Annotated in this window: 20 protein-coding genes; 9 read left to right on the top strand and 11 right to left on the bottom strand. The window is 73.1% G+C overall.

Annotated features, from left to right (window positions below):
- Positions 1–52: 52 nt before the first annotated feature.
- Together AC3CHW_RS26485 and AC3CHW_RS26480 are read left to right on the top strand one after the other, a co-directional pair.
- Positions 53–877: a helix-turn-helix transcriptional regulator gene (locus AC3CHW_RS26485; RefSeq protein ID WP_488468143.1), complete on the top strand. Its 825-nt coding sequence runs from the start codon at positions 53–55 to the stop codon at positions 875–877.
- Between the two features lie 65 nt (positions 878–942).
- A complete protein-coding gene (locus tag AC3CHW_RS26480; protein WP_398607860.1) occupies positions 943–2,697 on the top strand; it encodes an NAD+ synthase in 1,755 nt (584 codons plus the stop codon).
- A gap of 127 nt (positions 2,698–2,824) precedes the next feature.
- On the opposite strand, the gene AC3CHW_RS26475 is transcribed toward AC3CHW_RS26480, so the two are convergent.
- The 4 genes from AC3CHW_RS26475 to AC3CHW_RS26460 form a co-directional block, all read right to left on the bottom strand.
- Positions 2,825–3,082: a hypothetical protein gene (locus AC3CHW_RS26475; RefSeq protein WP_488468142.1), complete on the bottom strand. Its 258-nt coding sequence runs from the start codon at positions 3,080–3,082 to the stop codon at positions 2,825–2,827.
- A 226-nt stretch (positions 3,083–3,308) separates the two neighbouring features.
- Positions 3,309–3,629: a hypothetical protein gene (locus tag AC3CHW_RS26470; RefSeq protein WP_488468141.1), complete on the bottom strand. Its 321-nt coding sequence runs from the start codon at positions 3,627–3,629 to the stop codon at positions 3,309–3,311.
- 255 nt (positions 3,630–3,884) lie between these two features.
- Entirely contained in the window at positions 3,885–4,142 is a 258-nt protein-coding gene (locus tag AC3CHW_RS26465) for a YrhB domain-containing protein (RefSeq protein WP_488468140.1), read from the bottom strand.
- Positions 4,143–4,154: 12 nt separating this feature from the next.
- Positions 4,155–4,517 (bottom strand): hypothetical protein, encoded by a 363-nt coding sequence (locus tag AC3CHW_RS26460; RefSeq protein ID WP_488468139.1) that lies wholly within the window; start codon positions 4,515–4,517, stop codon positions 4,155–4,157.
- A 198-nt stretch (positions 4,518–4,715) separates the two neighbouring features.
- Here AC3CHW_RS26460 and AC3CHW_RS26455 point away from each other — a divergent pair, with 198 nt between their 5' ends.
- Positions 4,716–5,114, top strand: coding sequence for a DUF3307 domain-containing protein (locus tag AC3CHW_RS26455; protein ID WP_488468138.1), 399 nt, complete (start codon positions 4,716–4,718; stop codon positions 5,112–5,114).
- A gap of 159 nt (positions 5,115–5,273) precedes the next feature.
- Here AC3CHW_RS26455 and AC3CHW_RS26450 read toward each other — a convergent pair whose 3' ends face one another.
- Together AC3CHW_RS26450 and AC3CHW_RS26445 are read right to left on the bottom strand one after the other, a co-directional pair.
- Positions 5,274–5,738, bottom strand: coding sequence for an NUDIX hydrolase (locus AC3CHW_RS26450; RefSeq protein ID WP_488468137.1), 465 nt, complete (start codon positions 5,736–5,738; stop codon positions 5,274–5,276).
- Positions 5,738–6,151 carry a hypothetical protein gene (locus tag AC3CHW_RS26445; RefSeq protein ID WP_488468136.1) on the bottom strand — a complete coding sequence of 138 codons (414 nt, stop codon included), beginning with the start codon at positions 6,149–6,151 and terminating at the stop codon, positions 5,738–5,740. The genes AC3CHW_RS26450 and AC3CHW_RS26445 overlap by 1 nt, the downstream gene beginning before the upstream one ends.
- A 110-nt stretch (positions 6,152–6,261) precedes the next feature.
- Between AC3CHW_RS26445 and AC3CHW_RS26440 the strand changes: the two genes are divergently transcribed.
- A complete protein-coding gene (locus AC3CHW_RS26440; RefSeq protein WP_488468135.1) occupies positions 6,262–7,437 on the top strand; it encodes a helix-turn-helix domain-containing protein in 1,176 nt (391 codons plus the stop codon).
- A gap of 166 nt (positions 7,438–7,603) precedes the next feature.
- Positions 7,604–8,338 (top strand): DsbA family oxidoreductase, encoded by a 735-nt coding sequence (locus AC3CHW_RS26435; protein WP_488468134.1) that lies wholly within the window; start codon positions 7,604–7,606, stop codon positions 8,336–8,338.
- A gap of 157 nt (positions 8,339–8,495) precedes the next feature.
- Here AC3CHW_RS26435 and AC3CHW_RS26430 read toward each other — a convergent pair whose 3' ends face one another.
- From AC3CHW_RS26430 to AC3CHW_RS26420, 3 genes are all read right to left on the bottom strand, one after another.
- The gene (locus tag AC3CHW_RS26430; protein WP_398607870.1) at positions 8,496–9,542 is read right to left on the bottom strand and encodes an endonuclease/exonuclease/phosphatase family protein; all 1,047 of its coding nucleotides are present in this window, start codon (positions 9,540–9,542) and stop codon (positions 8,496–8,498) included.
- Positions 9,543–9,889: 347 nt separating this feature from the next.
- Positions 9,890–10,528, bottom strand: a complete 639-nt coding sequence (locus AC3CHW_RS26425; RefSeq protein WP_488471174.1) for a TetR/AcrR family transcriptional regulator — start codon at positions 10,526–10,528, stop codon at positions 9,890–9,892.
- Positions 10,529–10,677: 149 nt separating this feature from the next.
- Entirely contained in the window at positions 10,678–12,384 is a 1,707-nt protein-coding gene (locus tag AC3CHW_RS26420) for an MFS transporter (protein ID WP_488468133.1), read from the bottom strand.
- Positions 12,385–12,752: 368 nt separating this feature from the next.
- Between AC3CHW_RS26420 and panB the strand changes: the two genes are divergently transcribed.
- Positions 12,753–13,700 (top strand): 3-methyl-2-oxobutanoate hydroxymethyltransferase, encoded by a 948-nt coding sequence (panB, locus tag AC3CHW_RS26415; protein ID WP_488468132.1) that lies wholly within the window; start codon positions 12,753–12,755, stop codon positions 13,698–13,700.
- A gap of 104 nt (positions 13,701–13,804) precedes the next feature.
- Here the strand turns inward: panB and AC3CHW_RS26410 are convergent, their stop codons facing one another.
- Entirely contained in the window at positions 13,805–14,893 is a 1,089-nt protein-coding gene (locus AC3CHW_RS26410; protein ID WP_488468131.1) for a methyltransferase domain-containing protein, read from the bottom strand.
- A 475-nt stretch (positions 14,894–15,368) separates the two neighbouring features.
- Here AC3CHW_RS26410 and AC3CHW_RS26405 point away from each other — a divergent pair, with 475 nt between their 5' ends.
- Together AC3CHW_RS26405 and AC3CHW_RS26400 are read left to right on the top strand one after the other, a co-directional pair.
- Positions 15,369–16,406: an ATP-binding cassette domain-containing protein gene (locus tag AC3CHW_RS26405; protein WP_398607874.1), complete on the top strand. Its 1,038-nt coding sequence runs from the start codon at positions 15,369–15,371 to the stop codon at positions 16,404–16,406.
- Positions 16,403–17,266 (top strand): ABC transporter permease, encoded by an 864-nt coding sequence (locus tag AC3CHW_RS26400; RefSeq protein WP_488468130.1) that lies wholly within the window; start codon positions 16,403–16,405, stop codon positions 17,264–17,266. Before AC3CHW_RS26405 ends, AC3CHW_RS26400 begins: the two co-directional genes overlap by 4 nt.
- Positions 17,267–17,407: 141 nt before the next feature.
- Here AC3CHW_RS26400 and AC3CHW_RS26395 read toward each other — a convergent pair whose 3' ends face one another.
- A complete protein-coding gene (locus AC3CHW_RS26395; protein ID WP_488471173.1) occupies positions 17,408–21,418 on the bottom strand; it encodes an AfsR/SARP family transcriptional regulator in 4,011 nt (1,336 codons plus the stop codon).
- Positions 21,419–21,819: 401 nt separating this feature from the next.
- Here AC3CHW_RS26395 and AC3CHW_RS26390 point away from each other — a divergent pair, with 401 nt between their 5' ends.
- A complete protein-coding gene (locus AC3CHW_RS26390) occupies positions 21,820–22,638 on the top strand; it encodes a site-2 protease family protein (protein WP_488468129.1) in 819 nt (272 codons plus the stop codon).
- Positions 22,639–22,674 lie beyond the last annotated feature (36 nt).

Genomic DNA, 22,674 nt, shown 5'->3' with positions numbered 1-22,674 from the left:
CTAGGAGGAGAGCCGGCCGGAACCCGTCCTCCTCTTCTGAGAGGTTGCGTAGATGGACCACGACCCGACGACCAGGACCCTGGCCCTGCTGACGTTGTTGCAGTCCGGCGGCGAGTGGACCGCCGCCGACCTGGCCGAACGGCTCGGCACGAGCACGCGCACGGTGCGCCGCGACGCCCAGCGGCTGCGCCGGCTCGGCTACGCGGTCGAGGCCCGCCCGGGCCCCGGCAGCACGTACCGGCTGCGCCCCGGGGTCAGGGTGCCGCCGCTGCTGTTCACCGCCGACGAGATCACCGCGCTGGTGGCCGGGCTGCACCTGATCCGCGCCTGGCTCCCGGAGGAGGCGGTCGCCTCCAGCGCGCTGCTCAAGCTCGACCAGGTGCTGCCCCGCCCGCTGCGCCGCCGCGCCGCCGCGACCGATCTGGCCACCGAGGTGCTCCAGCAGCCCGGGGCCGTGGTCGCGGCGGCGACCGTGGGCGTGATCGCGGACGCGGTCGCCGAGGGCGGCAGGCTCCGCTTCCGCTACACCGACCAGCACGACCGGCGCTCGACCCGACTGGTCGAGCCGTACCGCCACTTCCTGCGCGCCGGCGCGTGGTACCTCGTGGCGTTCGACGTGGACCGGGACGACTGGCGCACCTTCCGGCTCGACCGGATCGCCGACATCACCCGGGTGGCGGGCGGCTTCCCGCCGCGCCCGTTCCCCGACGCGTCCATCGAGCACTGGCTGACCACCGACTTCGGCCGCGCGACGGAGCGCCCGTCGGGCACCACGCCGGGCGCGCCGCGCGGCGCCGCGGAGCCGGCGGAGTCCGCGGAGCCGGCGAAACCCCTGGAACCAGCCGAGTCCGCGACGCCCGCGGAGCCCGCCGAGTGACGCCCGGCGCGGTGTGGCCGCCCTCACCACCCCATCGCGTCAAACAGACGATTACACTGGCCGGCGTGCCTCAACTTCGCCTCGCTCTGAACCAGATCGACTCCACCGTCGGTGACCTCGCGGCCAACGCGGAGGCCGTCGTCCAATGGACCCGGCACGCCGCCGAACAGGGCGCCCACCTGGTGGCGTTCCCCGAGATGGCGCTGACCGGCTACCCCGTCGAGGACCTGGCGCTGCGCGCCTCCTTCGTCGAGGCGTCCCGCGCCGCGCTGACCGCGCTCGCCGCCCGGCTGGGCGCCGAGGGCTTCGGCGAGCTGCCGGTGATCGTCGGCTACCTGGACCGCAGCGACAAGGAGCAGCCGCGCTACGGCCAGCCCGCGGGCGCGCCGCGCAACGCCGCGGCCGTGCTGCACCGCGGGCAGGTGGCACTCACCTTCGCCAAGCACCACCTGCCGAACTACGGCGTCTTCGACGAGTTCCGCTACTTCGTGCCCGGCGAGACGCTGCCGGTCATCCGGGTGCACGGCGTCGACGTCGCCCTCGCCATCTGCGAGGACCTGTGGCAGGAGGGCGGCCGGGTGCCCGCCACCCGCTCCGCCGGCGCCGGCCTGCTGGTGTCCATCAACGCCTCCCCGTACGAGCGCGAGAAGGACGACACCCGACTCGAACTGGTACGCAGGCGCGCCCGGGAGGCCGGCTGCACCACCGCCTACCTCGCCATGATCGGCGGCCAGGACGACCTGGTCTTCGACGGCGACTCGATCGTCGTCGACCGGGAGGGCGAGGTGATCGCGCGGGCCCCGCAGTTCGCCGAGGGTTGCGTCCTGGTCGACCTGGACCTGCCGGCCGCCGCGCCCGAGCCCCCGTCGGGCGTGGTCGACGACGGGCTGCGCGTCGACCACGTCACCCTGAGCCAGGATCCGGTGCCGGCGTACGAGCGGGAGTTGGCCGGCGGCGAGGCCGAGCGGCTCGGTGACGCGGAGGAGATCTACACCGCCCTGGTGGTGGGCCTGCGCGCGTACGTCGCCAAGAACGGCTTCCGCAGCGTGCTCATCGGCCTCTCCGGCGGCATCGACTCGGCGCTGGTGGCGGCCATCGCGTGCGACGCGCTGGGCGCGCGCAACGTGTACGGCGTGTCCATGCCGTCGAAGTACAGCTCCGGCCACTCCAAGGAGGACGCCGCCGAGCTGGCCCGGCGCACCGGCCTCAACTTCCGTACGGTGCCCATCGTCCCGATGTTCGACGCGTACATGGGCTCGCTCGACCTGACCGGCCTCGCCGAGGAGAACCTCCAGGCGCGGCTGCGCGGCACGCTGCTGATGGCGCTCTCCAACCAGGAGGGCCACATCGTGCTGGCCCCCGGCAACAAGTCGGAACTGGCCTGCGGCTACTCCACGCTCTACGGCGACTCCGTCGGCGCGTACGGCCCGATCAAGGACCTCTACAAGACGGGCGTCTTCCGCCTGGCGCGGTGGCGCAACCAGGCGGCCGAGGAACGCGGCCAGACGCCGCCGATCCCGGAGAACTCGATCACCAAGCCCCCGAGCGCCGAACTGCGCCCGGGCCAGGTCGACGCCGACTCACTGCCCGACTACGACGTGCTCGACCAGATCCTGGAGCGCTACGTCGACCGCGACCAGGGCAGCGCGGAGATCGTCGCCGCCGGCTTCGACCCGGAGGTGGTGACCCGGGTGCTGCGCATGGTGGACGCGGCGGAGTACAAGCGCCGCCAGTACCCGCCGGGCACCAAGATCTCCGCCAAGGGCTTCGGCAAGGACCGCCGCCTGCCCATCACCAACCGGTGGCGCGAGTCGGGTTGAGCGGGGGCGCTGACGCGGGTCGGGTCGGGTCGGGGGTGGCTGGCGCGGGTCGGCTGGGGGCGGCGTGCGAGCGGCCCGCCGGTGGTTTCCGGCGGGCCGTCGTGAACGCGGGGGCAGTTGAGCCGCGCTAGATCTCCATATCTGCGGCCTCATCGGCGCCCAGCATGCGACACTCCCCCGTCACGAGATTCACGGCTACCGGACCACCACCAACGGCCATGTCCCGCCAGTTACGGGTCCGCAAGAACGTGGCGGACTGGCAACCGAAGTACGCGATATCACCCCGCCGCACGGGCGGGCGGGGGATGATGGCGAACTCCATCTCCAGCGAATACCCCTTGGCGAACTCCGCCGCCAACTCCCTTGCTTCGCTCTCTTCGATCATCACTCAGCGCCTTCAGGTCCCCGGCTGTCCATGGGTAAGCACCGTATCGATCCGCGCGCCGGCGACCGCGCGCGGACCCTCCAGCACGCCCACCACTCGATTCCGCTCATCAACTGGTTGATCCAGTGGTCGGTCCGGACGAGTTGTTCGACGCCGGCGTGGTGGCCGGGGCGGTGCCGCGCGCGAGCGGCCCGCCGGGGGGCCGGCGGGCCGCTACGCGCTCGGGTCAGTCGACCCGCGTGCGCCGCAGGAGACGCAGGCCGCTCGTTCGGCTCAGACGGTCGTGGTCCCGCTGGGTCGGATTCGTCACGTAGAGCAGGGTGCGATGCTCCGGGAAGTCCGGCTCGGCCGGATAGCCGTCTTCATCAACCCAGTTGGTCTCGATGGACATCGTGCCGCCGCCCTGCTCCTTGTGGAGATAGTAAATGCCGCCCTTGAAGCCACTCTCGCGCTCCTCAGAGGAATAGCCCAGCGACTCTCGCACCACATTCCTGAGTGCGCTCGGGGTCAGTTCTTCACTTCCGTACAGGTGGAAGTCGTCTGCCATGAGATCCGCCTTTGCATTCACTTCCGCGTTCTCGGCGCGCTCGTACTCGGCCCACGCCGCATTGCAGCGCCCACAAACCCGTGGACCATGGAGTGGAATTCACGCCCAGATCGGGCATCGGGCAACGCGGGAATCGTCGCGGCGGGCTTCGAGCCGGAGGCGGCGCCCCGGCACGGCTGGCGGCGCCGCGCGCGAACGGCCCGCCGGTGGGTTCCGGCGGGCGGGCCATCGTGCGCGCGGAGCAGTTGGCCCGCACTAGAGTTCCATCTCAGCGGCCTCCGCTGCGCCCAGCATGTGGCACTCCCCGGTCACGAGATCCACAGCGACCGGGCCGTTTCCGACGGCCATGTCCCGCCAGTTACCGGTCCGCAAGAACTCGGCGGACTGGCAGGCGAAATACGCCACGTCGCCCCGCAGTACGGGAGGCTCGGGCGCGATGGCGAGTTCCATCTCCAGCGATTTCCCCTTGGCGAACTCCGCCGCCAATTCCCTTGCCCGGCTCTCTTCGATCATCGCTCAGCGCCTTCAGGTCCCCGGCTGTCCACGGGTGAGCACCGTATCGATCCGCGCGCCGGCGACCGCGCGCGGGCCCTCCAGCACCAGCAGTTCCGCTCCCGGGCGCAGGTGAGGCAGGGCCAACTCGGGCACGAGGAATCCCACCAGACACCGCCGGCGATGGCCGTCCAGTCGCTCGACCTCCTGCAACAGGATGCTCAGTTGGTCCGCCGAGGCCGGCCAGCCAGGCTGGACCGCTTCCTCACCGCCCCGCACGAACACCGCGGTGGCCATGTAGACAGGCGCGGTCGGCGGGCCCGACCTCCGCCCGCCTTCTTCGTACGCGCGCCAGACGACCAGGCCCTCGGCCACCGGACTCTCGATCTTCTCCATCACGGCCACCACTCGATTCCGTTCAACAACTGGCTAATCGGGCGTGTTGATCACTGCCGGCGCGAGCGAACGGCCCGTGAAACGGGCGCCCCTAGATGACCAGAAGCCGTCAGGCGCCGCGAGAGGCGTGGAAAGCTGCCGACTCGCGGGCCCACCAACAGCATCGCCCGCCACCATGCCCCCTGGGAGGCACTACGCATGTTCGCATCGCTCTTTGTTCTGTTATACGTCGCCCATTTGTTAGCCGACTACCCGTTCCAGACAGACCATCAAGTAGCGCACAAGGGAGAGCAAACAGCGATCGGGCGGCGCGCTAACGCCACTCACGCTCTGATCCATGTGGGCACGTCAGCCACCCTCCTCGCTACGGGCGCGGCCGTACTCGACCTCCACTTCAGCGTTTCCGTGTCCGCTGTCGCCCTGGTCTGGATCGGCGCCAGCCATTCCTTTATCGACCGCGGGTGGCCAGTGGAGCGGTGGATGAAAAGCAACCTCCAGGAGAAGTCTTTCGAGGAAGAAGGGGCCGCCCACATCGACCAGGTCGCGCATGTCGCGGCGTTGACTGTCGCCGCACTTGCCATTGCTGGACTTTCCTAAGCGAATGAGCTTCGAACGACCTTGTTGAGGGCCTCAGGCCCTCCATCGGGCTGACGCCCGCGCCACAGCTCAGGCAGCGGGCGTACGGCAGCGTCAGGCCCCGCCCGTCGCGCACGAAGGAGACGCACGGGCGGGGCCACCGCGCAGCGGAACCGGACCTCAACCCCCGGCAACGGGCTCGCCACACCACAACGTCGGAGGCTGCCCGCCTCGCACGCGGGCGTGCAACGCGTGCACCAGAGCGGGCTGTTCGACCTCTTCCAGTGGCGTCCACACCAGGTGGGACCGGCCACATCCGCCACACGGCGGGAGCGTCGCCGTAGGCAGCGTGCCACCGTCGAGCACCAGCACCATCTGCTCCACGCCGCCCCCGCGCCCCGACGGCCGCTGGTCAACGGCCAGGAGCGGGGCCGGCCGCGCCGGGGCCCGTAACCCCAGGGCCGCCGTCACCCGTGCCGCAGCCTGCCGCAGTGGCTCGTCAGGGCGCAGGATGACCCCGGGCGGGCCCGCCTCGCCGTCCCGTACGACCTGGAGCACGCGAGGCCAAGCACGGTTGACGTCGAGCGGGTTGAGCGGGTCGGCCGGCTGCCACACAAGCAGGGTGACCCACGTCTGCCGAGGCATCAGGGCGCCGCCCCACCCGCAATACGGGCCATGCCGGCGCACTCCTCCGGGCTCCGGTCATCGAAGGTGCACAGCCCCGCCGAGTGACACCCGTTGGACCAGTACCACCCCTCGACCGTGGTGTGCTCGACGCGCCGCGCGTTCGGGCACAACACGTCCTTGCGCAGCGCGTCGGGGTCGAAGAGGGCGAGTTCGTACGCGCGTTGGAAGTCGGTGTCGGTGGCCGGCGCCCACACGCCGTCAGCCCGCAGGAAGAACCGCAGCGCCACCCCCTTGACGATGACACGGTGCGTGCCTTCGAAGAGGAGGTGCTTCAGCGTGTGCGGGGCGCCTTCAGTGGGGGTGGGCGCTGGGGGCCGGTGCGCGGGGAGGGCTTCGGCGCCCGTGGTGGGCGGGGTAGGCGTGTGGCTCATGGTCATTCCCTACGAGCAGTAGGCGCGATCGGTCACCCCCAAGCCTTGCGCCACTGAACTCCCACGGGGAGTGATCGGGCGTTGACTGTGTGATGACTACCATGGGAGCCATGGGGAACCGTGAGTTCGTTCGACGGGCAAAGCAACTCCTCAACGACCAGCGCCTGTCAGTACGGGCCGCTTCCCGTGGGATGCGCTACGACCCGGCCTATTTGTCCCGTGTGCTGGCCGGCAAACAGATGCCGTCGGAGGCGTTGGCCGAAGCGTTGGACCGGATGTTGCGGACCGATGGCGAACTGACCGCGCTATTAGCGTCCCCCGACACAGGCCCCCCACCCTTCACCGACTCCCCCCTCCGCATCAGCGACACCCGGGGAGCCGACTTCGCCGACGCCATTCGGCAGGCGTCCCAGCAGCTCGTCGCGCTGGACAACGGGCCGCTCGGTGTGCCCGTGGCCGAGCCGGCCGTGCGAGCGTTCCGGATAGTGCGCGACCGGCTCGACCGCGCCGACTACGACCCACGATACGGGCGCGACATCCGTTCCGCAGCAGCGGAGTTGGCCGAGGTGGCCGGGTGGGCACTGTTCGACGTCGAGCAACACGCCGCCGCGCGGCGGGCCAACCAGACGGCCCTGGCTCTGGCCCGAGAGGCCGGCGACGCGAGCATGGAACTGCTGATCCGGCAGAACATCGCGATGTGCGGCGAATGGACAGGGAACCATCCCGAGGCGTTGGCCGTCACGCGGGGTGTGCTGGCACAGGGCGCGCTTTCGCCTCGCGTGGAGGCCATCTTCCGCGTTCGGGAGGCCAAGGGGCTGGCCGGGTTGGCGCGTACCACGGAGGCGGTCAAGGCTCTGGCGCTCGCCCGTTCGCTTTTGGACGACGGGACGCGCGACAGCGACCCGTACTGGGCGTGGTGGGTGACGCCCGAGGAGATCGACGGGCATCTGGGGCACGTGTTCCAGGACGCCGGCCGTACGGGCGAGGCCATCGAGGTTTTTCAGCGGGTGGTCAACGGTCCGGCGACGGTGCCGGTTGGCCATGCGGGGATGAGTGACGCGCGCCTGCTCGACTGCCTGCTCCGGGAGCGCGCCTGGCCCGACGCCGAAGGGCTCACCCACCGGATCATCGCGGCCGTGCAGGCGCGCTCCTCCCAGCGCGTCCGCTCCGCCCTCGGGCGAGCGGCGGAGCAGGGGCGCGGGCTCGACAACGCGCCCCCCAGCCTGCGGGACGCGCTGGCGCACCTCGCCGACATGGTGGGCACGCACCCTCTCGACTTCGCGTGAGGGGCCGACCCCGTCGGGGCCACGGTGAGCGGCCTCACTCCAGGAGGCACCCTTACCCGCCCCCGGGAATACTCGGTCGCGCGGCCTGGTTAACACCGGGAACGCTTGAATGTTCAAGAGCATGTCAAGGCAGCAGCGGATCAGTGTGGCAACAAGGAGTAGCCCGGTGAAGGTCGAGATCTACAGCGACATCGCATGCCCGTGGTGCTACGTCGGCAAGACGCGCTTCGAGCAGGCGCTGGCCGCGTACCCGCAGGCGGACCAGGTCGAGGTGGTCTACCGGCCGTTCCAGCTCGACCCCGGCGCACCGGAGGAGCCGTTGCCGCACCGTGAGGTGCTGGCGGCCAAGTACGGGCCGCAGTCCGTGCAGATGGACGCGCGGATCACGGAGCTGGGCGCGGCCGAGAACCTCGTCTTCGACTTCGACACGGTCGTGGAGAACAACTCGCTGCTGGCCCACCGGTTGCTGCGGTACGTGCTCGACACGTACGGGAGCGAGGCTCAGGCGCGGCTCAAGGGGCGCCTCCTCGCCGCGCACTTCGGCGAGGGTATGGACATCGGCGACCGCGCGCAGCTCGCCGACGCCGCCGTCGCGGTCGGGCTCGACCGCGACCCGATCACCGAGTTCCTGAACGGCGACGACCTGCACGACGAGGTGCTGGACGAGATCGAGGTGGCCCGCGCCCGTGGCGTCACCGCCGTGCCCACCTTCGTCTTCGAGGGGCAGTGGGCCGTCCAGGGCGGCCAGGAGGCGGACACGTTCCTGCGCGTCTTCGAGCAGGTGGCCCGGGAGACGGCCGGTGCGGCACCCGCCGCCGCCAGCCAGGACGCCGGCGCGGGCCAGGCAGGCCAGGGCGGCGCGGCGTGCGAGGGCGACGCGTGCGAGGTTCCGCGCGACTGAGCGGCGGCGGACCGGACGGTGCGGGGCGGCGGGGCGGGGGCGGGTGGTGCGGGCGTTCCACGCAGCCGCGCCGCCGCGCGCGGCGCCCGGTGCGCCCGCGTACCCGGTTCGCCCACGCGAACGGCCCGGCTCGGCCCGGCGGTCGAGGAGGCCGGCGCTACAGGTTGACCGACGCCGCGACCGGCAGGTGGTCGCTGCCGGTCTCCGGCAGGGTCCACGCCGAGACCGGTTCCACGCCGCGCACCATGATCTGGTCGATGCGGGCCATGGGGAACGACGCGGGCCAACTGAAGCCGAAGCCGTCGCCCGCCGCGCCCTGCGCGGAGCGCAGTTGGGAGGTGACGGGGGCGAGCGCGCGGTCGTTCATGGTGCCGTTCAGGTCGCCGAGGAGGATCACGTTCGCCAGCCGCTCGTGGGAGATGGCCTTGCCGAGGGCCTCCGCGCTGTCGTCGCGCTGGCCCGCCGTGAACCCCGCGTTGAACTTGACCCGCACCGACGGCAGATGCGCCACGTACACCGCCACCTCACCCTTGGGCGCGGCGACCGTGGCCCGTAGCGCCCGGGTCCAGCCCATCTTGATGTCCACGGCCCGCGCGTCCTTGATCGGGTACGCGCTCCACAGGCCGACCGTTCCCTTGACGGTGTGGTACGGGTACGCCGACTTGAGCGCCCGCTCGTAGGCGGGCAGCGCGTCGGCCGTCAACTCCTCCAGCGCGACCACGTGCGCGCCGGACGCCGCCACGTCCCTGGCCGTGCCGGCCGGGTTGGAGTTGTCCGCGTTCACGTTGTGCGTGACGACGGTGAGATCCCCGCCGGAACCGGACTTACTGGTCAACAGGCCACCGAAGAGATTCAGCCACACGATCACCGGCAGCAGCAGCGCCACCAGCGCGCTGGCCGACCTGCGGAACAGCGCGCAGGCCAGCAGCACCGGAATGGTCACCATGCCGATCCACGGCAGGAACGTCTCCAGCAGGCTGCCGAGGTTGCCGACGTCGTTGGGGACCTGCGCGTGCAGGATCATCAACAGCGCCAGCAGCACCGCGCATCCCGCCACCACCAGGCCGCGCCGCCAGACGTCGCGTCCCCGCCAGCCGTTGATCAGGCGGCGCCCCCGGGAGCCGATCAGGCGACGCACCCGAGAGCGGACCGGGCCGGGTTCGTCCCGGTCGTGCCCGGTCTCTTCCGCGTACGCCTGCGCCATGCGTCGTCCTCACTAGCTCACCGGCCCGCCACCGCCTAGACCATAGGCGATGACCAGGTCGTTTCCCGACGCCCTGGGTGGACGTCTCGACAGGGAGGACGAGTGACGGGCGGGCCCGGGTTCCGCCGCGCGAGCCTGAGCCAGGCGCTGTGACACGACAGGCACAAATCGGCGTACGTGCCGGCCGGCGCCGTGGGAGCGCGGACGGAGCGGGCGCACACGGGCGGTCGCCCGCCCGATACGTGGCCACCGCCATGGCTGGCCGAAACCAACCCAACGCGGAGGGTCACCCGCGACCCACCGGTCTCACCCGTCAGTGCCAACCCTCGCGGCCCCGTCCGGCACGCTCAGCCGCGCGGGCGCACCCCGTCCAACACCGTGTCGACGACGCGCTCCGCGAGCCCCTCGGGCAGGTCCATCCACTCGTGCAGGAGCATCCGCGAGAGCATCGGGCCGACGAAGAGTTCGGCGAGGAAGTCCACGTCCTGGTCGGCGCGGATCTCGCCGCGCTCGACGCCGCGGCGCAGGACCGCGCGCAGGACTTCGGTCCGCTTGTGCACGACCGTCTCGTGGTACGTCCGCCACAGTTCCGGATACGCCTTCACCTGCGTCACCACCGTGCGCAGCAGCGCCGAGTGCCGCTTGGCCAGGCCACGCTGACGGAGGAACTCCAGCATCCGCACGAGGTCGTCGCGGACCGACTCGCCCGCGGGGGCCGGCGGGTCGGCGTCGAGGGCGCGCATCACGTCGAGCATCAGCGCGGGCTTGCCCGACCAGCGGCGGTAGACGGTGGCCTTGCCGACGCCCGCCTCGCGCGCGATGCGCTCCATGGACAACTCGCCGACCGTGACGCCCTCTTCGAGGAGGCGCAGCACCGTCTCGATGATCGCCGTGTCGGCCGCGGCGCTGCGCGGCCGACCCCGCCGCTCCCCCGGCGCGGGGGCCGGCAGGCCCGCGGGGCATCCCGGCGCGGCGGGGTCGGCCAGGGGCGTCGTACCGCACGGCGCCCCGCCATCCGACGCCTCGGTCCGCGCGGCACCGCCGGCCCCCGAGGAGGCCGCCACTTCGGCGGGCCCCTCCCCGGGTGCGGGGTCGGGCCGGTCGGACGCCTGGTCGACGTCGGATGGCGTGGGGATCACCGGTGTGCCTCCAGCGTGTTCGGCTCGTCGTGTCCGCGCTCCGTGGCGCCGTCGGCCGCGCCCGCGCCGTCCGACCCCGCCCGCGCGGCCGGCTCCTCGCCGGCCTTCTCGCCGGGCCCCTGGCCGGCCTCCTTGCCGGGCCCCGCGCCGGCCTCCTTGCCGGGCAGGAACACGGCGACGACCAGCGCGCCGAGCAGCGCGACGCCGGCCGCGCTGAGGGCGGTAACGTGCATGGCGTGGATGAACGCGTCGTGCGCGGGCTCGACCAGCGCCCTGCCCTGCTCCCCCATCCGCTGCACCGCGCCGAGCGTGGCCTCGATGGACTCGCCGGCGGTGTGCCGCTGGGCGTCGGAGAGACCGGGTACGGCCGCGAGATCGTCGTCGATCCCGTTACGGTACGTGGTCGACAGCAGCGACCCCAGGACGGCGACCCCCAGGGCGCCGCCGACCTGCCTGAAGGTGTTGTTGAGCGCGGAGCCGGAGCCGGCCTTGTCGCGCGGCAGGGCCTGCATGATCGCGACGGTGACGGGCGGCATGATGTGCGCCATGCCCGCGCCCTGGAGGAAGAAGAGCACCTCAAGGACCCAGATGGAGCTGTCGGTGTCGAGCAGCAGGAAGCCGGCGAGGGTCGCCGCGATCACCACCATGCCGCCGGTGCACACGGCGCGCGCCCCGAAGCGCTCGACCACCAGGCGCGAACGCGGGGCGAAGAGCAACTGCGCCACGGCGAGCGGCAGCAGCAACAGGCCGGACTCCAACGGGGTGTAGCCGCGCACGCTCTGGGTGTAGAAGACGATGAAGAACGTCACGCCCATGAGCGCGAAGAAGACCAGCGCGATGGCGGCGATGGCGGCCGAGAAGGCCGGCTTGCGGAAGTAGCTGACGTCGACGGCCGGGTGGTCGCTGCGCCTCTCGTGCCAGACGAACAGCGCCAGCACGGCCACGCCCAGGCCGATGGTGCCGAGCACCTCGGGGTCGGTGAAGTCGGCCAGTTGGCCGCCCTTGATGATCCCGTAGACGAGCGCGATGAGCCCCACGATGGACAGCAGCACGCCGATCGGGTCGAGCCGGCCGGGCTCGGGGTCGCGCGAGTCGGGCACCAGGACGACCATCGCGATCAGGCCGACGATCACGACGGGGACGTTGACGAGGAAGACCGAGCCCCACCAGAAGTGGTCGAGCAGGACGCCGCCGGTGATCGGGCCGATCGCGATGGCGAGGCCGACGGCGGCGACCCAGATCCCGATGGCCTTGGGCTGCTCGTCCCGCTCGAAGACGTTCATCAGGATCGCCAGCGTGGCGGGCATCACCAGCGCGCCGCCGAGGCCCATCACGGCCCGGTAGGTGATCAGTTCGCCGGGCGATCCGGAGAACGCGGCGAGCACCGAGCCGATGCCGAACACCACCATGCCGGCGAGCAGGACCTTCTTGCGGCCGTACCGGTCACCGCACAGGCCGGCGGTGAAGAGGAGCCCGGCGAAGACGAGGGTGTAGGAGTTGATCGCCCATTCCAGCTCGCTCTGGGTGGCGCCCAGGCCGGTCGGCTCCGGCGACGAGATGGTCTTCATGGCGACGTTGAGGATCGAGTTGTCCAGCACCACGATCAGCACGCTGAACATGAGGACGACGAGGATCGCCCACCGCCTGCGGTGGATCGCCTCGGGCACGGTGCGGACCGTGGCTATGTCGGAAGGTGTTGCCATGGCGCCCAGGCTACGACTATTCCGATACGGGACCGTCTCGTATTGGAAAGTCTTTACGTAGCGCCACGAGTGGATGATCGACTTCCGTAGCCGGCTTTCCGGCCACGCTCCGGCGCGGACGCGGGGGGCGCGGGTGCGCGCGGGCGGTCGCGGCCCAGCCGGGCCCGGCCGGTCACGCGGGGTCCCACGCCGGCGCGGGTCCCGGGGCGCTGCGGGTGGGGGCGCGGCGGCTGTCCAGATGGCGGGCGTGACCCGTGGGACGAACGAGGGTGGACGACCCTTCCGCAGCAGGTAGGCGGCGTGCCAGCATGGAGGCGGTCCAGGGACGCCGTGAGGGCGCCTTGAGATGACGAAATCGGAGCCATGTCATGACGACGCATGCCTCGCAACAGGCTGCACGCACCACACCAGCCACACCCGTCACACCGGCCGCCCCCGTCACGCCGGCCGCCCCCGCCGCCGCACCGGGCGCCGGCGCGCCCGACGGCGGCAAGGCGCTGTACGGCGGCAAGGGGACCCGGCGGATCACCGTCCGGGACATCGCCGCCGCCAAGGAGCGCGGCGAGAAGTGGCCCATGCTCACCGCCTACGACGCGATGACCGCGTCGGTCTTCGACGAGGCGGGCATCCCCGTCATGCTCGTCGGCGACTCGATGGGCAACTGCCACCTCGGCTACGAGTCCACCGTGCCGGTCACGATGGACGAGATCACCATCCTCTCCGCGGCCGTGGTGCGCGGCACCAAGCGCGCCCTCGTCGTCGGCGACCTGCCCTTCGGCGCGTACCAGGAGGGCCCCGTGCAGGCCCTGCGCAGCGCGACCCGGCTGGTCAAGGAGGCGGGCGTGGGCGCGGTGAAGCTGGAGGGCGGCGAGCGCTCGGCCGACCAGATCGAGTTGCTCGTACGGTCCGGCATCCCGGTGATGGCGCACATCGGCCTCACCCCGCAGTCCGTCAACGCCTACGGCGGCTACCCGGTCCAGGGCCGTGGCGAGGAGGCCGCCGCGCAGTTGCTGCGGGACGCCAAGGCCGTGCAGGACGCGGGGGCGTTCGCCGTCGTGCTCGAACTCGTACCGGCCGAGCTGGCCGCCGAGGTCACGCGCTCGCTGCACGTGCCGACCGTGGGCATCGGCGCGGGCGCGGAGTGCGACGCGCAGGTGCTGGTGTGGACGGACATGGCGGGCCTGACCGGCGGCCGGGTGCCGCGCTTCGTGAAGCAGTACGCGCAGTTGCGCCAGACCCTCGGCGACGCCGCCAGGTCCTTCGCCGACGAGGTCGTCGGCGGCACCTACCCGGCGCCTGAGCACGCGTTCCGGTAGGCCCTCCGGTAGGGCGGTCTCGTCCTACCGGCCCTTCGGGCCCCGTGCCCGGGTCGTGGCGCGCCACGACCCGGGCACACCCGGCCCGCGCGCCAGGCGGCTGCCTACGCGCGGGCCAGCGGCCACCCGCGCGCCGGATCACCGAGCCACACGCGGTGCTCCCGCGCCGTGACGGTCAACCCGAAGTCGAACAGCTCCGGCCGCCCCGCCCGCTCCCACCACGCCAGCGCCGCCGCGGTCTCGTCGGCCAGGTCGCGCGGCCCCCACTGGTACACCGTGCCGTCGCCGGCCGCGTAGGCCCACGCGTCGTGACCGCACCACCAGTGGGCACCGCCCTGCGACCAGTGCGCCACGTCCGCGAGCCGGGTGCCCACCGCGAACTCGGCGTGCGGGTCGCTCAGCAGGCCGACGTCGAAGGTGGCACGGCTTCGCCGACTGGTCTCCCACCGCGCGGCGGAGAAGACGGCGTCGATGCGAGGCCGACCACGTTGGCCGCGCACGGACATGAACGTGGTGGCACCCGTGAAGCGCCCCTCGGCGGTCTCCTCCGACACCGAGAGCCGCACCAGCCCGTGGGAGCAGAAGGCGGTCCGCAACGGGGAGAGGACCAGCCCGCCCGGGCGTACCTGCTCCACCCACGCCCACGGGATCGACGCGACGGAGGCCGTCGCCACCAGGCGGTCATAGGGCGCGCCGGGTTCCCAGCCCCGCTCGCCGTCCGCGGCCACGACCGTGACACCGCCGTAGCCCGCCCGTCGCAGAGCGCGACGGGCACCGGCCGCCAGGTTCGCGTCGATCTCCAGGCTGACGACGCGGTCGGCGCCCACCCGGGTGGCGAGCAGGGCCGCGTTGAAGCCGCTCCCGGTCCCGATCTCCAGGACGCGCTGGTCCGGGTGGAGATCGAGTTCGGCCAGCATGTCCACCACGGCGGTGGGTGCAGAGACCGAACTGGTGGGGACGTCGCCGCCGGCGGGGTCGGGCGCCCCGTCGTCCACCTGGGTCACCACGGAGGCGGTGGGGTCGCGCACCAGTCGCGCCCACCGCTCGGGCTCGCTGCCTCGGTGGAGTCGCCGGTACCTCGCGCCGTCGAGCACCCACACCGTGTCGGGCAGGAAGTCGGAGCGGGACACGGCGTTCCAACCCCGCTCGATCCACGGCTCGGGAAACGCGAGTCCGGCTCCGTACGCCGTCACCTCGGGGTCCTCACTTCCGGTGGGTGCCGCCACCCGGCTCGCGGACGTCGGGGTGTTGTCCGTCCTGATCGCGCGGTGATGGCTGCCGCGCCCGCGGATTGGGCTGTGGCGGCTTTCCGTGCGTACCCGTCGGTCCTCCCCTGTCGACGCCCTGTCGACGCGGACGGGGACAGCATGAGGCGGGTCGGCCGCGGGCGGGAGAGCGCACGGGGGCCCGTGCGCGCCGTGGGATGGGCCCGTGCACGCCGTGGGTGCGCCGTGGGGTGCGCGTCGGCCGGGGCGCGCGGGGCGCGACCGGCCCCGGAGTGGCCGAAGTTGATCGGGAGGGCCGCGCCCGGAATCGCCCCGACAGTGTGCGTAAGGGGCAGGTCAGAGGCGGGCGGAGGAGAGATCGACGGCCTGCCGACACGCGTATGTCGGCTGGCCGTCGGTGGCCTGTAGGTCGATTGTCAGTGGTGTCTGAGAGCGTTACGCCATGACGCGTTCGCAAAACTCACCACACGAGACAAGTCCCGGTCGCGGCAACGCGGTCGAGGTACGGGGGTTGGTCAAGCACTACGGCACGACCAAGGCGCTCGACGGCGTCGACCTCGACGTGAAGGAAGGCACCGTGCTCGGTGTCCTCGGTCCCAACGGCGCGGGCAAGACCACGCTCGTGCGCTGCCTTTCCACGCTGGTCGAGCCGGACTCCGGCAGCGCCCTGGTGGCCGGCTTCGACGTGCGGCGGCAGCCGCGCCAGCTCCGCCGGGCGATCGGCCTCACCGGGCAGTACGCGTCGGTGGACGAGAAGCTCTCCGGCTGGGAGAACCTCTACATGATCGGGCGGCTGCTCGACCTGTCGCGCCGCGCGGCCCGCAAGCGGGCCGACGACATGCTGGAGCGGTTCTCGCTGACCGAGGCCGCCAAGCGGCCGGCGGCCCAGTACTCGGGCGGCATGCGGCGCCGGCTCGACCTCGCCGCGTCGATGATCGGCAACCCCCAGGTGCTGTACCTGGACGAACCGACGACCGGCCTCGACCCCCGCACCCGTAACGAGGTGTGGGAGGAGGTGCGCCGGATGGTCGGTGACGGCGCCACGGTGCTGCTCACCACGCAGTACATGGAGGAGGCCGAGCAGCTCGCCAACGAGCTCACGGTCATCGACCGCGGCCAGGTCATCGCCGGCGGCCAGGTGGCCGAGCTGAAGGCGAAGGTCGGCGGCCGGACCCTGCAGATCCGCCCGGCCGACCCGGAGCAGTTGCACCGGATGGTCGGTGCCGTGGCGCAGGCGGGCCTTGAGGGCGTCGCGGGCGCGCGCGCCGACGAGGCCGAGGGCCTGGTCAGCGTGCCGATCGTCAGCGACGAGCAGCTCACGGCGCTGGTCGGGCTGCTCAGCCAGCGCGGCTTCACCATTTCCAGCATCGACACCCATCTGCCCAGCCTGGACGAGGTGTTCCTGGCCATTACCGGCCGCAAGACCTCGGACGCCGAGCAGGGCCAGGACGCAACCAAGCTTGAGGAGGTCGCCGCATGAGCGCGGCAACCATGACGGCTCCGGACAAGGCTCCGGACCAGCAGCGCGGCCAGGTCGCCGGGGCGTCCGACGACGTCCGGATCGGCCTGCGCGGGAACCTGCGCCACATCGGCGCGCTGGCGCGCCGCAACGTGATGCAGATCAAGCAGGACCCGGGGTCGATGATCGACGCCATGCTGATGCCGATCATCTTCACGCTGCTGTTCGTGTACGTCTTCGGCGGCGCGGTGGGTGGCAGCCTCGGCGGCAACCGCGACGTGTACACCAACTACGTCATCCCGGGCCTACTGGCCATGGGTGGCCTCAACATCGCCATGTCGGTGGGCACCGGCATCAACGACGACTTCAGCAAGGGGGTGATGGACCGCTTCCGCACGATGCCGATAGCCCGCTCCTCGGTGCTGGTCGCCAAGCTGATAGTCGAGGGCGGCCGGATGCTGGTCTCCTCGACCATCCTGCTGCTGGTGGCGTTCATCATCGGTTTCGACCTGAAGACGGGCCCGCTGGAGCTGCTGGCCGCCGCCGGTCTCTCGCTGGCCTTCGGCACGTCGCTCACCTGGATCTTCATGCTGCTCGGCCTGTCCATGAAGACCCCGCAGGCGGTGCAGGGCATCGGCTTCCTGATCCTGATGCCGCTGCAGTTCGGGTCCTCGGTGTTCGCCCCGACCGGGACGATGCCGGGCTGGTTGCAGGCGTTCACCGACTACAACCCGCTGTCCAACCTCGCGGACGCGGTCCGCGCCCTGCTCAACGGCGAGGGCGCGGTGGCCGACCCGGTGTTGGCCACACTGGCCTGGTCGGTGGGGATCACCGTGGTGATCGCCCCGCTGGCGGTGCGCAAGTTCCGCACGAAGGTCTGAGCCGTGGCAGGGCCGGCCGGTCTCCCGATCGGCGACCGCGGGGGTAGGGCACCCGGCGGCCACACGGGGGACGTCGGGCGCCGCCCGCCGCACACCGCGGCGCGGGGGTCGAGCCGGTGGCCTGCCCGGGTCAGCGACGCGTCAGATCAGGGCCGCGGCCTCCGCGAGGGAGAGGCCGCGGCCCGCCGCGTACTCCTCCTCGTACCGTGCCGCGGCCAGTTCGGCCCGAGCCGAGCGCTCCGCCTCGGCGCGCTCCGCCTGGTGCGTCCGGGCGAGGCACACGCCGGGCGGGAAGAGCGCGTCGTGGGCGCCGATCAGCCGGGCGGCGACGCGCGCCCGGTCGGTGCCACCGAGCGCGGTCAACGCGTGCGCGCCCGTGACCAGTTGGGCGACCGGCACCTGCGGCGCGACCAGCCAGCCCACCGCCGACTGGGTCTTGTCCAGGGCGCCCCGCAGCCGCCGCAGGGCCTCGGCCGGCCGGCCCTCCAACGTGTCGAGCCAGGCCAACAGGCCCTCCATGATTCCCTGGAAGAGCTCGTGGCTGCGTCCGCCGAACTCGGTGAGCTGGTGCTCGAAATGGGCCCGCGCCTCGGCGTGGCGGCCCGCTTCGGCGCACCACACGGCGTAGTGCAGGCGCGCGTACGACACGGCCTCGGTGTTCGTGCGCTGGCCATCGGTCATGATCTGGATGAGCATCTGCACGCCCTGCTCGGTCTCCCGCGGGCTCGCGGCGCGTTTGATCATCACGCCGGCGAGCCGCGCCCGCAGCAGCCACACCTGTGTCTGCGCGCCGAGCCGCTCGGCGTAGCCGATCGCCTCCTGGTAGTCGTCGGTCGCCGCCGCGTACTCGCCGCGCTCCTCGCGCGCCGCGCCACGGCCGGACAGCGCCTCGGCCGCGCCCCACGAGTCGCCGAGCCGCGCGAAGATCTCCAGGCTCTCGCCGATGTCCCGGTCCAGGCCCGTGGGGTCGAAGTGCTGGGCGGCGAGCACCTTGGCCCTCAGTTGCAGCATGAACGCCAACTCCCACGGGTCGCCGATCTCCCGGCCGACCCGCACGGAGGCGTCGACGATCTCGCGCAGGCTCGTGGAGTCGCCGACGACCAGCGGCGCGATGAACCACAGCAGGCCCGGCAGCCGGCAGGTCTGCGGCAGACCCGGCCGGTACGCCGCGACCACGCCTTGCAACTCTCCCCGGGAAGCGGGGTCTTCCAGCCCGCGCAGATCACCCTCCAGGAGGGCGAGCCCGATGAGACGCACGCTGCGCCGCGCCTCCCACAGTTGGTCGGGCGGCATGGGCGGCGGCGCGTCGGTGGCCCGCGCCAGCAGCGGCGGCGCCGGCGTGACGGGCGCCTGGAACGGGTTGGGCCCCAGCTCCGCCACGGCCGCCGCCCAGGTGCGCAGATCGGCGCGGTGATCCCGCAGGTGCCAGAACCAGTTCAGGGACAGCACCAGGCACAGCCCCTCCTGCTCGTCGCCGGCGGCGACGGCCCGGCGCAGCGCGGTGCGCAGGTTCTCGTGCTCCAGCTCGAGCCGCCACAGCCAGCCGCCCTGCGCGGCGCCGCGCAGCAGCGGATCAGCGCGGCGGGCGAGTTCGCGGTACGCGACGAGGTGTCGCCGCTCCACGGCCGCCCGCTCCCCCGCCTCGTCCAACCGCTCGGCCGCGTACTCGGCGACCGTCTCCAGGAGCCGGTAGCGCATCCCGTCGTCGTACGCCGGATCGGCCGGCCCGCCGGCGCCCGCCCCGGTCGCTCCCGCGTCTCGGGGCGCCCCCCGCCCACCCGTCGGGGAATGCGGCCCGGGCTCCCGCACGCCCGGCCCGCTCGCCTCGGCGGGGGCCGCGACGACCAGCGACTTGTCCACCAGGGAGCCGAGCAGGGCGGCGACGTCGCGCGGGTCGACGCCCGCGTCCACGCCGCCGTTCGCGGCGGCGCCCGGCACGCCGGTCCCAGCGGGCACACCTGCCTCGGCGGGCACACCGGCCCCGGCGGGGTCGTCGGTCCCTGCGGGGTCGTCGGCGCACACGGCCTCGGCGGCGGCCAGGTCGCAGCCGCCGGCGAAGACGGACAGGCGCCGCAGCACGGCCCGCTCCCGCGCGTCGAGCAGGTCCCAGGACCAGTCCACGACGGCCCGCAGCGTCTGTTGCCGTGGCAGCAGGGTGCGGCTGCCCGTGGTCAGCAGCCGGAACCGGTCGTCGAGCCGGTCGGCGAGCTGCCGGGGCGAGAGCAGCCGCAGGCGCGCCGCGGCCAGCTCGATGGCCAGCGGCAGCCCGTCGAGGCGGCGGCAGATCTCCGCGCACGCGGCCAGGTCGTCCTCGACCCGGAACCCGGGCCGGGCCGACGCGCCCCGGTCGGCCAGCAGGCGCAGCGCGACGGGCTGCGGCAGCGGCTCGACGGAGCGTACGACCTCGCCTGGGACGGCGAGCGGCTCGCGGCTGGTGGCGAGCACGGTGACGCCGGGGCAGTGCGCGAGGAGCGTCTCCGCCAGTCGGGCGGCGGCCTCGATGACGTGCTCGCAGTTGTCGAGGACGAGCAGCATGCGGCGGGCCGCGCAGTGTTCGGTGAGCCGGGTCAGCGGGTCGAGCGCGGCCCGGTCGGCCGCGGCGTGCAGCCCCTCGGCCGCGGTGCTGCGGATGACGGTCTCCCGTGCGCCGAGCGTCGTCAGGACCGTCTCCACGACGGTGTCGGGGTCGTGCGCGGGAGCGAGTTCGGCGAGCCAGGCGCCGTCCGGCCAGTCGTCGGCGACGCTGGCGGCGGCCACCTTGGACAGCCGGGTCTTGCCGGAGCCGCCCGGCCCCAGCAGCGTGATCAGCCGGTGCGCGCCGAGGTCCGCGCGCAGCGCGTGCAGGTCGCGCTCGCGCCCGACGAAGCTGGTGAGCGACGCCCGCAGGTTGCCCACCGGCCGGGCGGCGCCGGGCGCGGCGGGGGCGGTGGGCGTGGCGGGAGCGGTCGGCGCGGCCGGGGCCACGGGCCGGTCCGCGGTGCCGTACGCGGCGGGATAGCCGGCCGGCCCGGGGCTCTTGTCCGCGCTCACGGCCGCGTGCGGGCGCGGGTCCGTCCGCGCGGCCGTGCTCGTGCTGGTGCTCGTGCTCGTACCCGCGTCCGGGCCCGCGCTCGCGGCCGGGGTGGCGCGGTCCGTCGCGTCGACGCGGCCCGACGGCTCCCCGTGGCCCGGTTCCTCGGGGCCGCGCCGGTCGCCCTGTCCGTCGCGGGCGGCGGCCCCGTCCCGTGCGGTGCGGCCGTCGTCCGGTCCGGTCGCGCCGGGCGACGCGTCGGGGCCGGGCAGCGGGTCGTAGCTGGTCAGCGGGGTGGGGCCGGTGAGTTGGCCGGGGGCGGGCCGGTCGGCGGCGCGGTCGGGCGAGCCACCGGGGCCGGCCGGCCAGCTCCCGTCGGTCGGGGCGCGGCCGGCGTCCGGGGTGAGGAGTTCGGCGTGGAGCGCGCGCAGCTCCGGCCCGGGGTCGGTGCCGAGGCGGTCGACGAGTTCGCGGCGTACCTGTTCGTAGGCCGCGAGCGCCTCCGCGGCGCGCCCCGTGTCGCGCAGGGCGCGGATGCGCAGCGCGTGCAGCGGCTCGTCCAGCGGGTGGGCCTCGCACAGTTCGGTGAGGGCGGGCAGGGCGTGGGCCGCGCGGCCGAGGGCGAGGTCGGCCCGGGCCCGGTCGCGCCGCGCGTCCAGGTGCCGCGCCTCGGCCCGCGCCGCGGACGCCGTACGGCTCGGCAGGTCGGCCAGGGCCGGGCCGCGCCACAGCGCCAGGGCCTCGTCGAGGAGGGCGGAGGCCCGGCCGGGGTCGCCGTCGGCCAGCGCGCCGGAGGCGTCCCGGGCGAGCCGCTCGAAGCGGAACAGGTCGACGGAGTCCGGGTCGGTCCGCAGCAGGTAGCCGCCGTCCACGGAGACGATCGCGGTGCGTCCTATGGCCTTCCGCAACCGGCCGATCAGGGCCTGGAGCGCGCCGCTGGCCTGCCGCGGGGCGCTGCCGGGGGCGCCGGGCTCCGCGTCCCACACCTCGGCGATCAGGGCGTCGGCGGAGCACACCCGGCCGGGGCGCAGGGCGAGCGCCGCGAGGAGCGCACGCAGCCGGGCGCCGCCGAGCGCGACGAGGGTGCCGTCGTCGTGATGGGCCTGGGTGGTGCCGAGTATGCCGTAGCGCACGTCGTCCATTGTGGTCGACGGCCAACTGTCGACGTTCACGGGTCCTCGTTCGTCGGCTTGGATGCGGCGCTGTGCGCCGGGGCGTTGTCGCATTCCTCCGAAACCTCCCGCGAGCACTCTCGCGGCGCGCTCCCCGTGTGCTCGTTCCCGTCCTCGGCCTCGGCCCGCGCACGGCGCGACCCGCCGCCGCGCCGGCCGGGCGCCGCACCCCGCGCCCCCGACATCCCCGTTGCGTGTACCCACGGGCCCACTCTGCCTGGAACCCCGTGCCCGTCGCGCGTCGTTTTCGCTGCGCCGGGCCCCGGCCGCGGCTACCGTCGCCCGGGGCACCGCCGCGCGCGGGCCCCGCGCCACCCCGTCCGGCACCGACCCGCCCGTACCCCTCGCCCGCATCCCTGGAGCCGCGTCCCATGACTGCGCCAGCCACCCGCCGTGACCTGCGTGTCAGCCCCGTCTTCCTCGCGATCGTGGCGGTCATGGCGGTCTCGGGTTGGGCGGTGTGGACCGAGGCCGCGGGCAGCACCGGGTTCGCGGTGTTCCTGTTCGTGGTCTCCGGCTGGGTCGTCTCGCTGTGCCTGCACGAGTACGCGCACGCCCGCGCGGCCCTGCACAGCGGCGACCTGTCGATCGGGGCGAAGGGCTATCTGACGCTCAACCCGCTGCGGTACACGCACCCGCTGCTGAGCATCGGGCTGCCGCTGCTGTTCGTGGTGCTCGGCGGGATCGGGCTGCCGGGCGGCGCGGTCTTCATCGAACGGCACCGCATCCGGGGGCGGTGGCGGCACAGCCTGATCTCGGCGGCCGGGCCACTGACGAACGCGCTGTGCGCACTGGTGCTGACCGCGCCGTTCTGGCTCGGCTGGCTGGACGGCGCGCCGCCGGTGTTCCGGGCCGCGCTGGCGTTCCTGGCGCTGCTCCAGGTCACCGCGGCGATCATCAACGCGCTGCCGGTGCCGGGCCTGGACGGCTACGGGGTGATCGAGCCGTGGCTCTCGTCCGGGGTGCGCCGGCAGGCGGCGCCGTTCGCGCCGTTCGGGCTGCTCATGGCCTTCGGGTTGTTGTGGATTCCCGAGGTCAACCACGCGTTCTTCGACGCGGTGGACGCGATCCTGCGGGCGCTGGGGGTGACGGAGTCCGAGACGCGGTACGGCCTGGACAGCTTCCGCTTCTGGCAGGAGCAGAAGGAGGACTTCGACTGGTCCCCCACCTGGCAGCAGCCCACGCGGTGAGCGCCTGCCTGCCGTGAGTGCCTACCTGTCGTGAGT

The organism is Streptomyces sp. MGP-BFMKR1 (genome assembly GCF_057766585.1).
The sequence above is the reverse complement of the archived record's forward strand: the minus strand, read 5'-3'. Positions and strand labels throughout refer to the sequence as shown.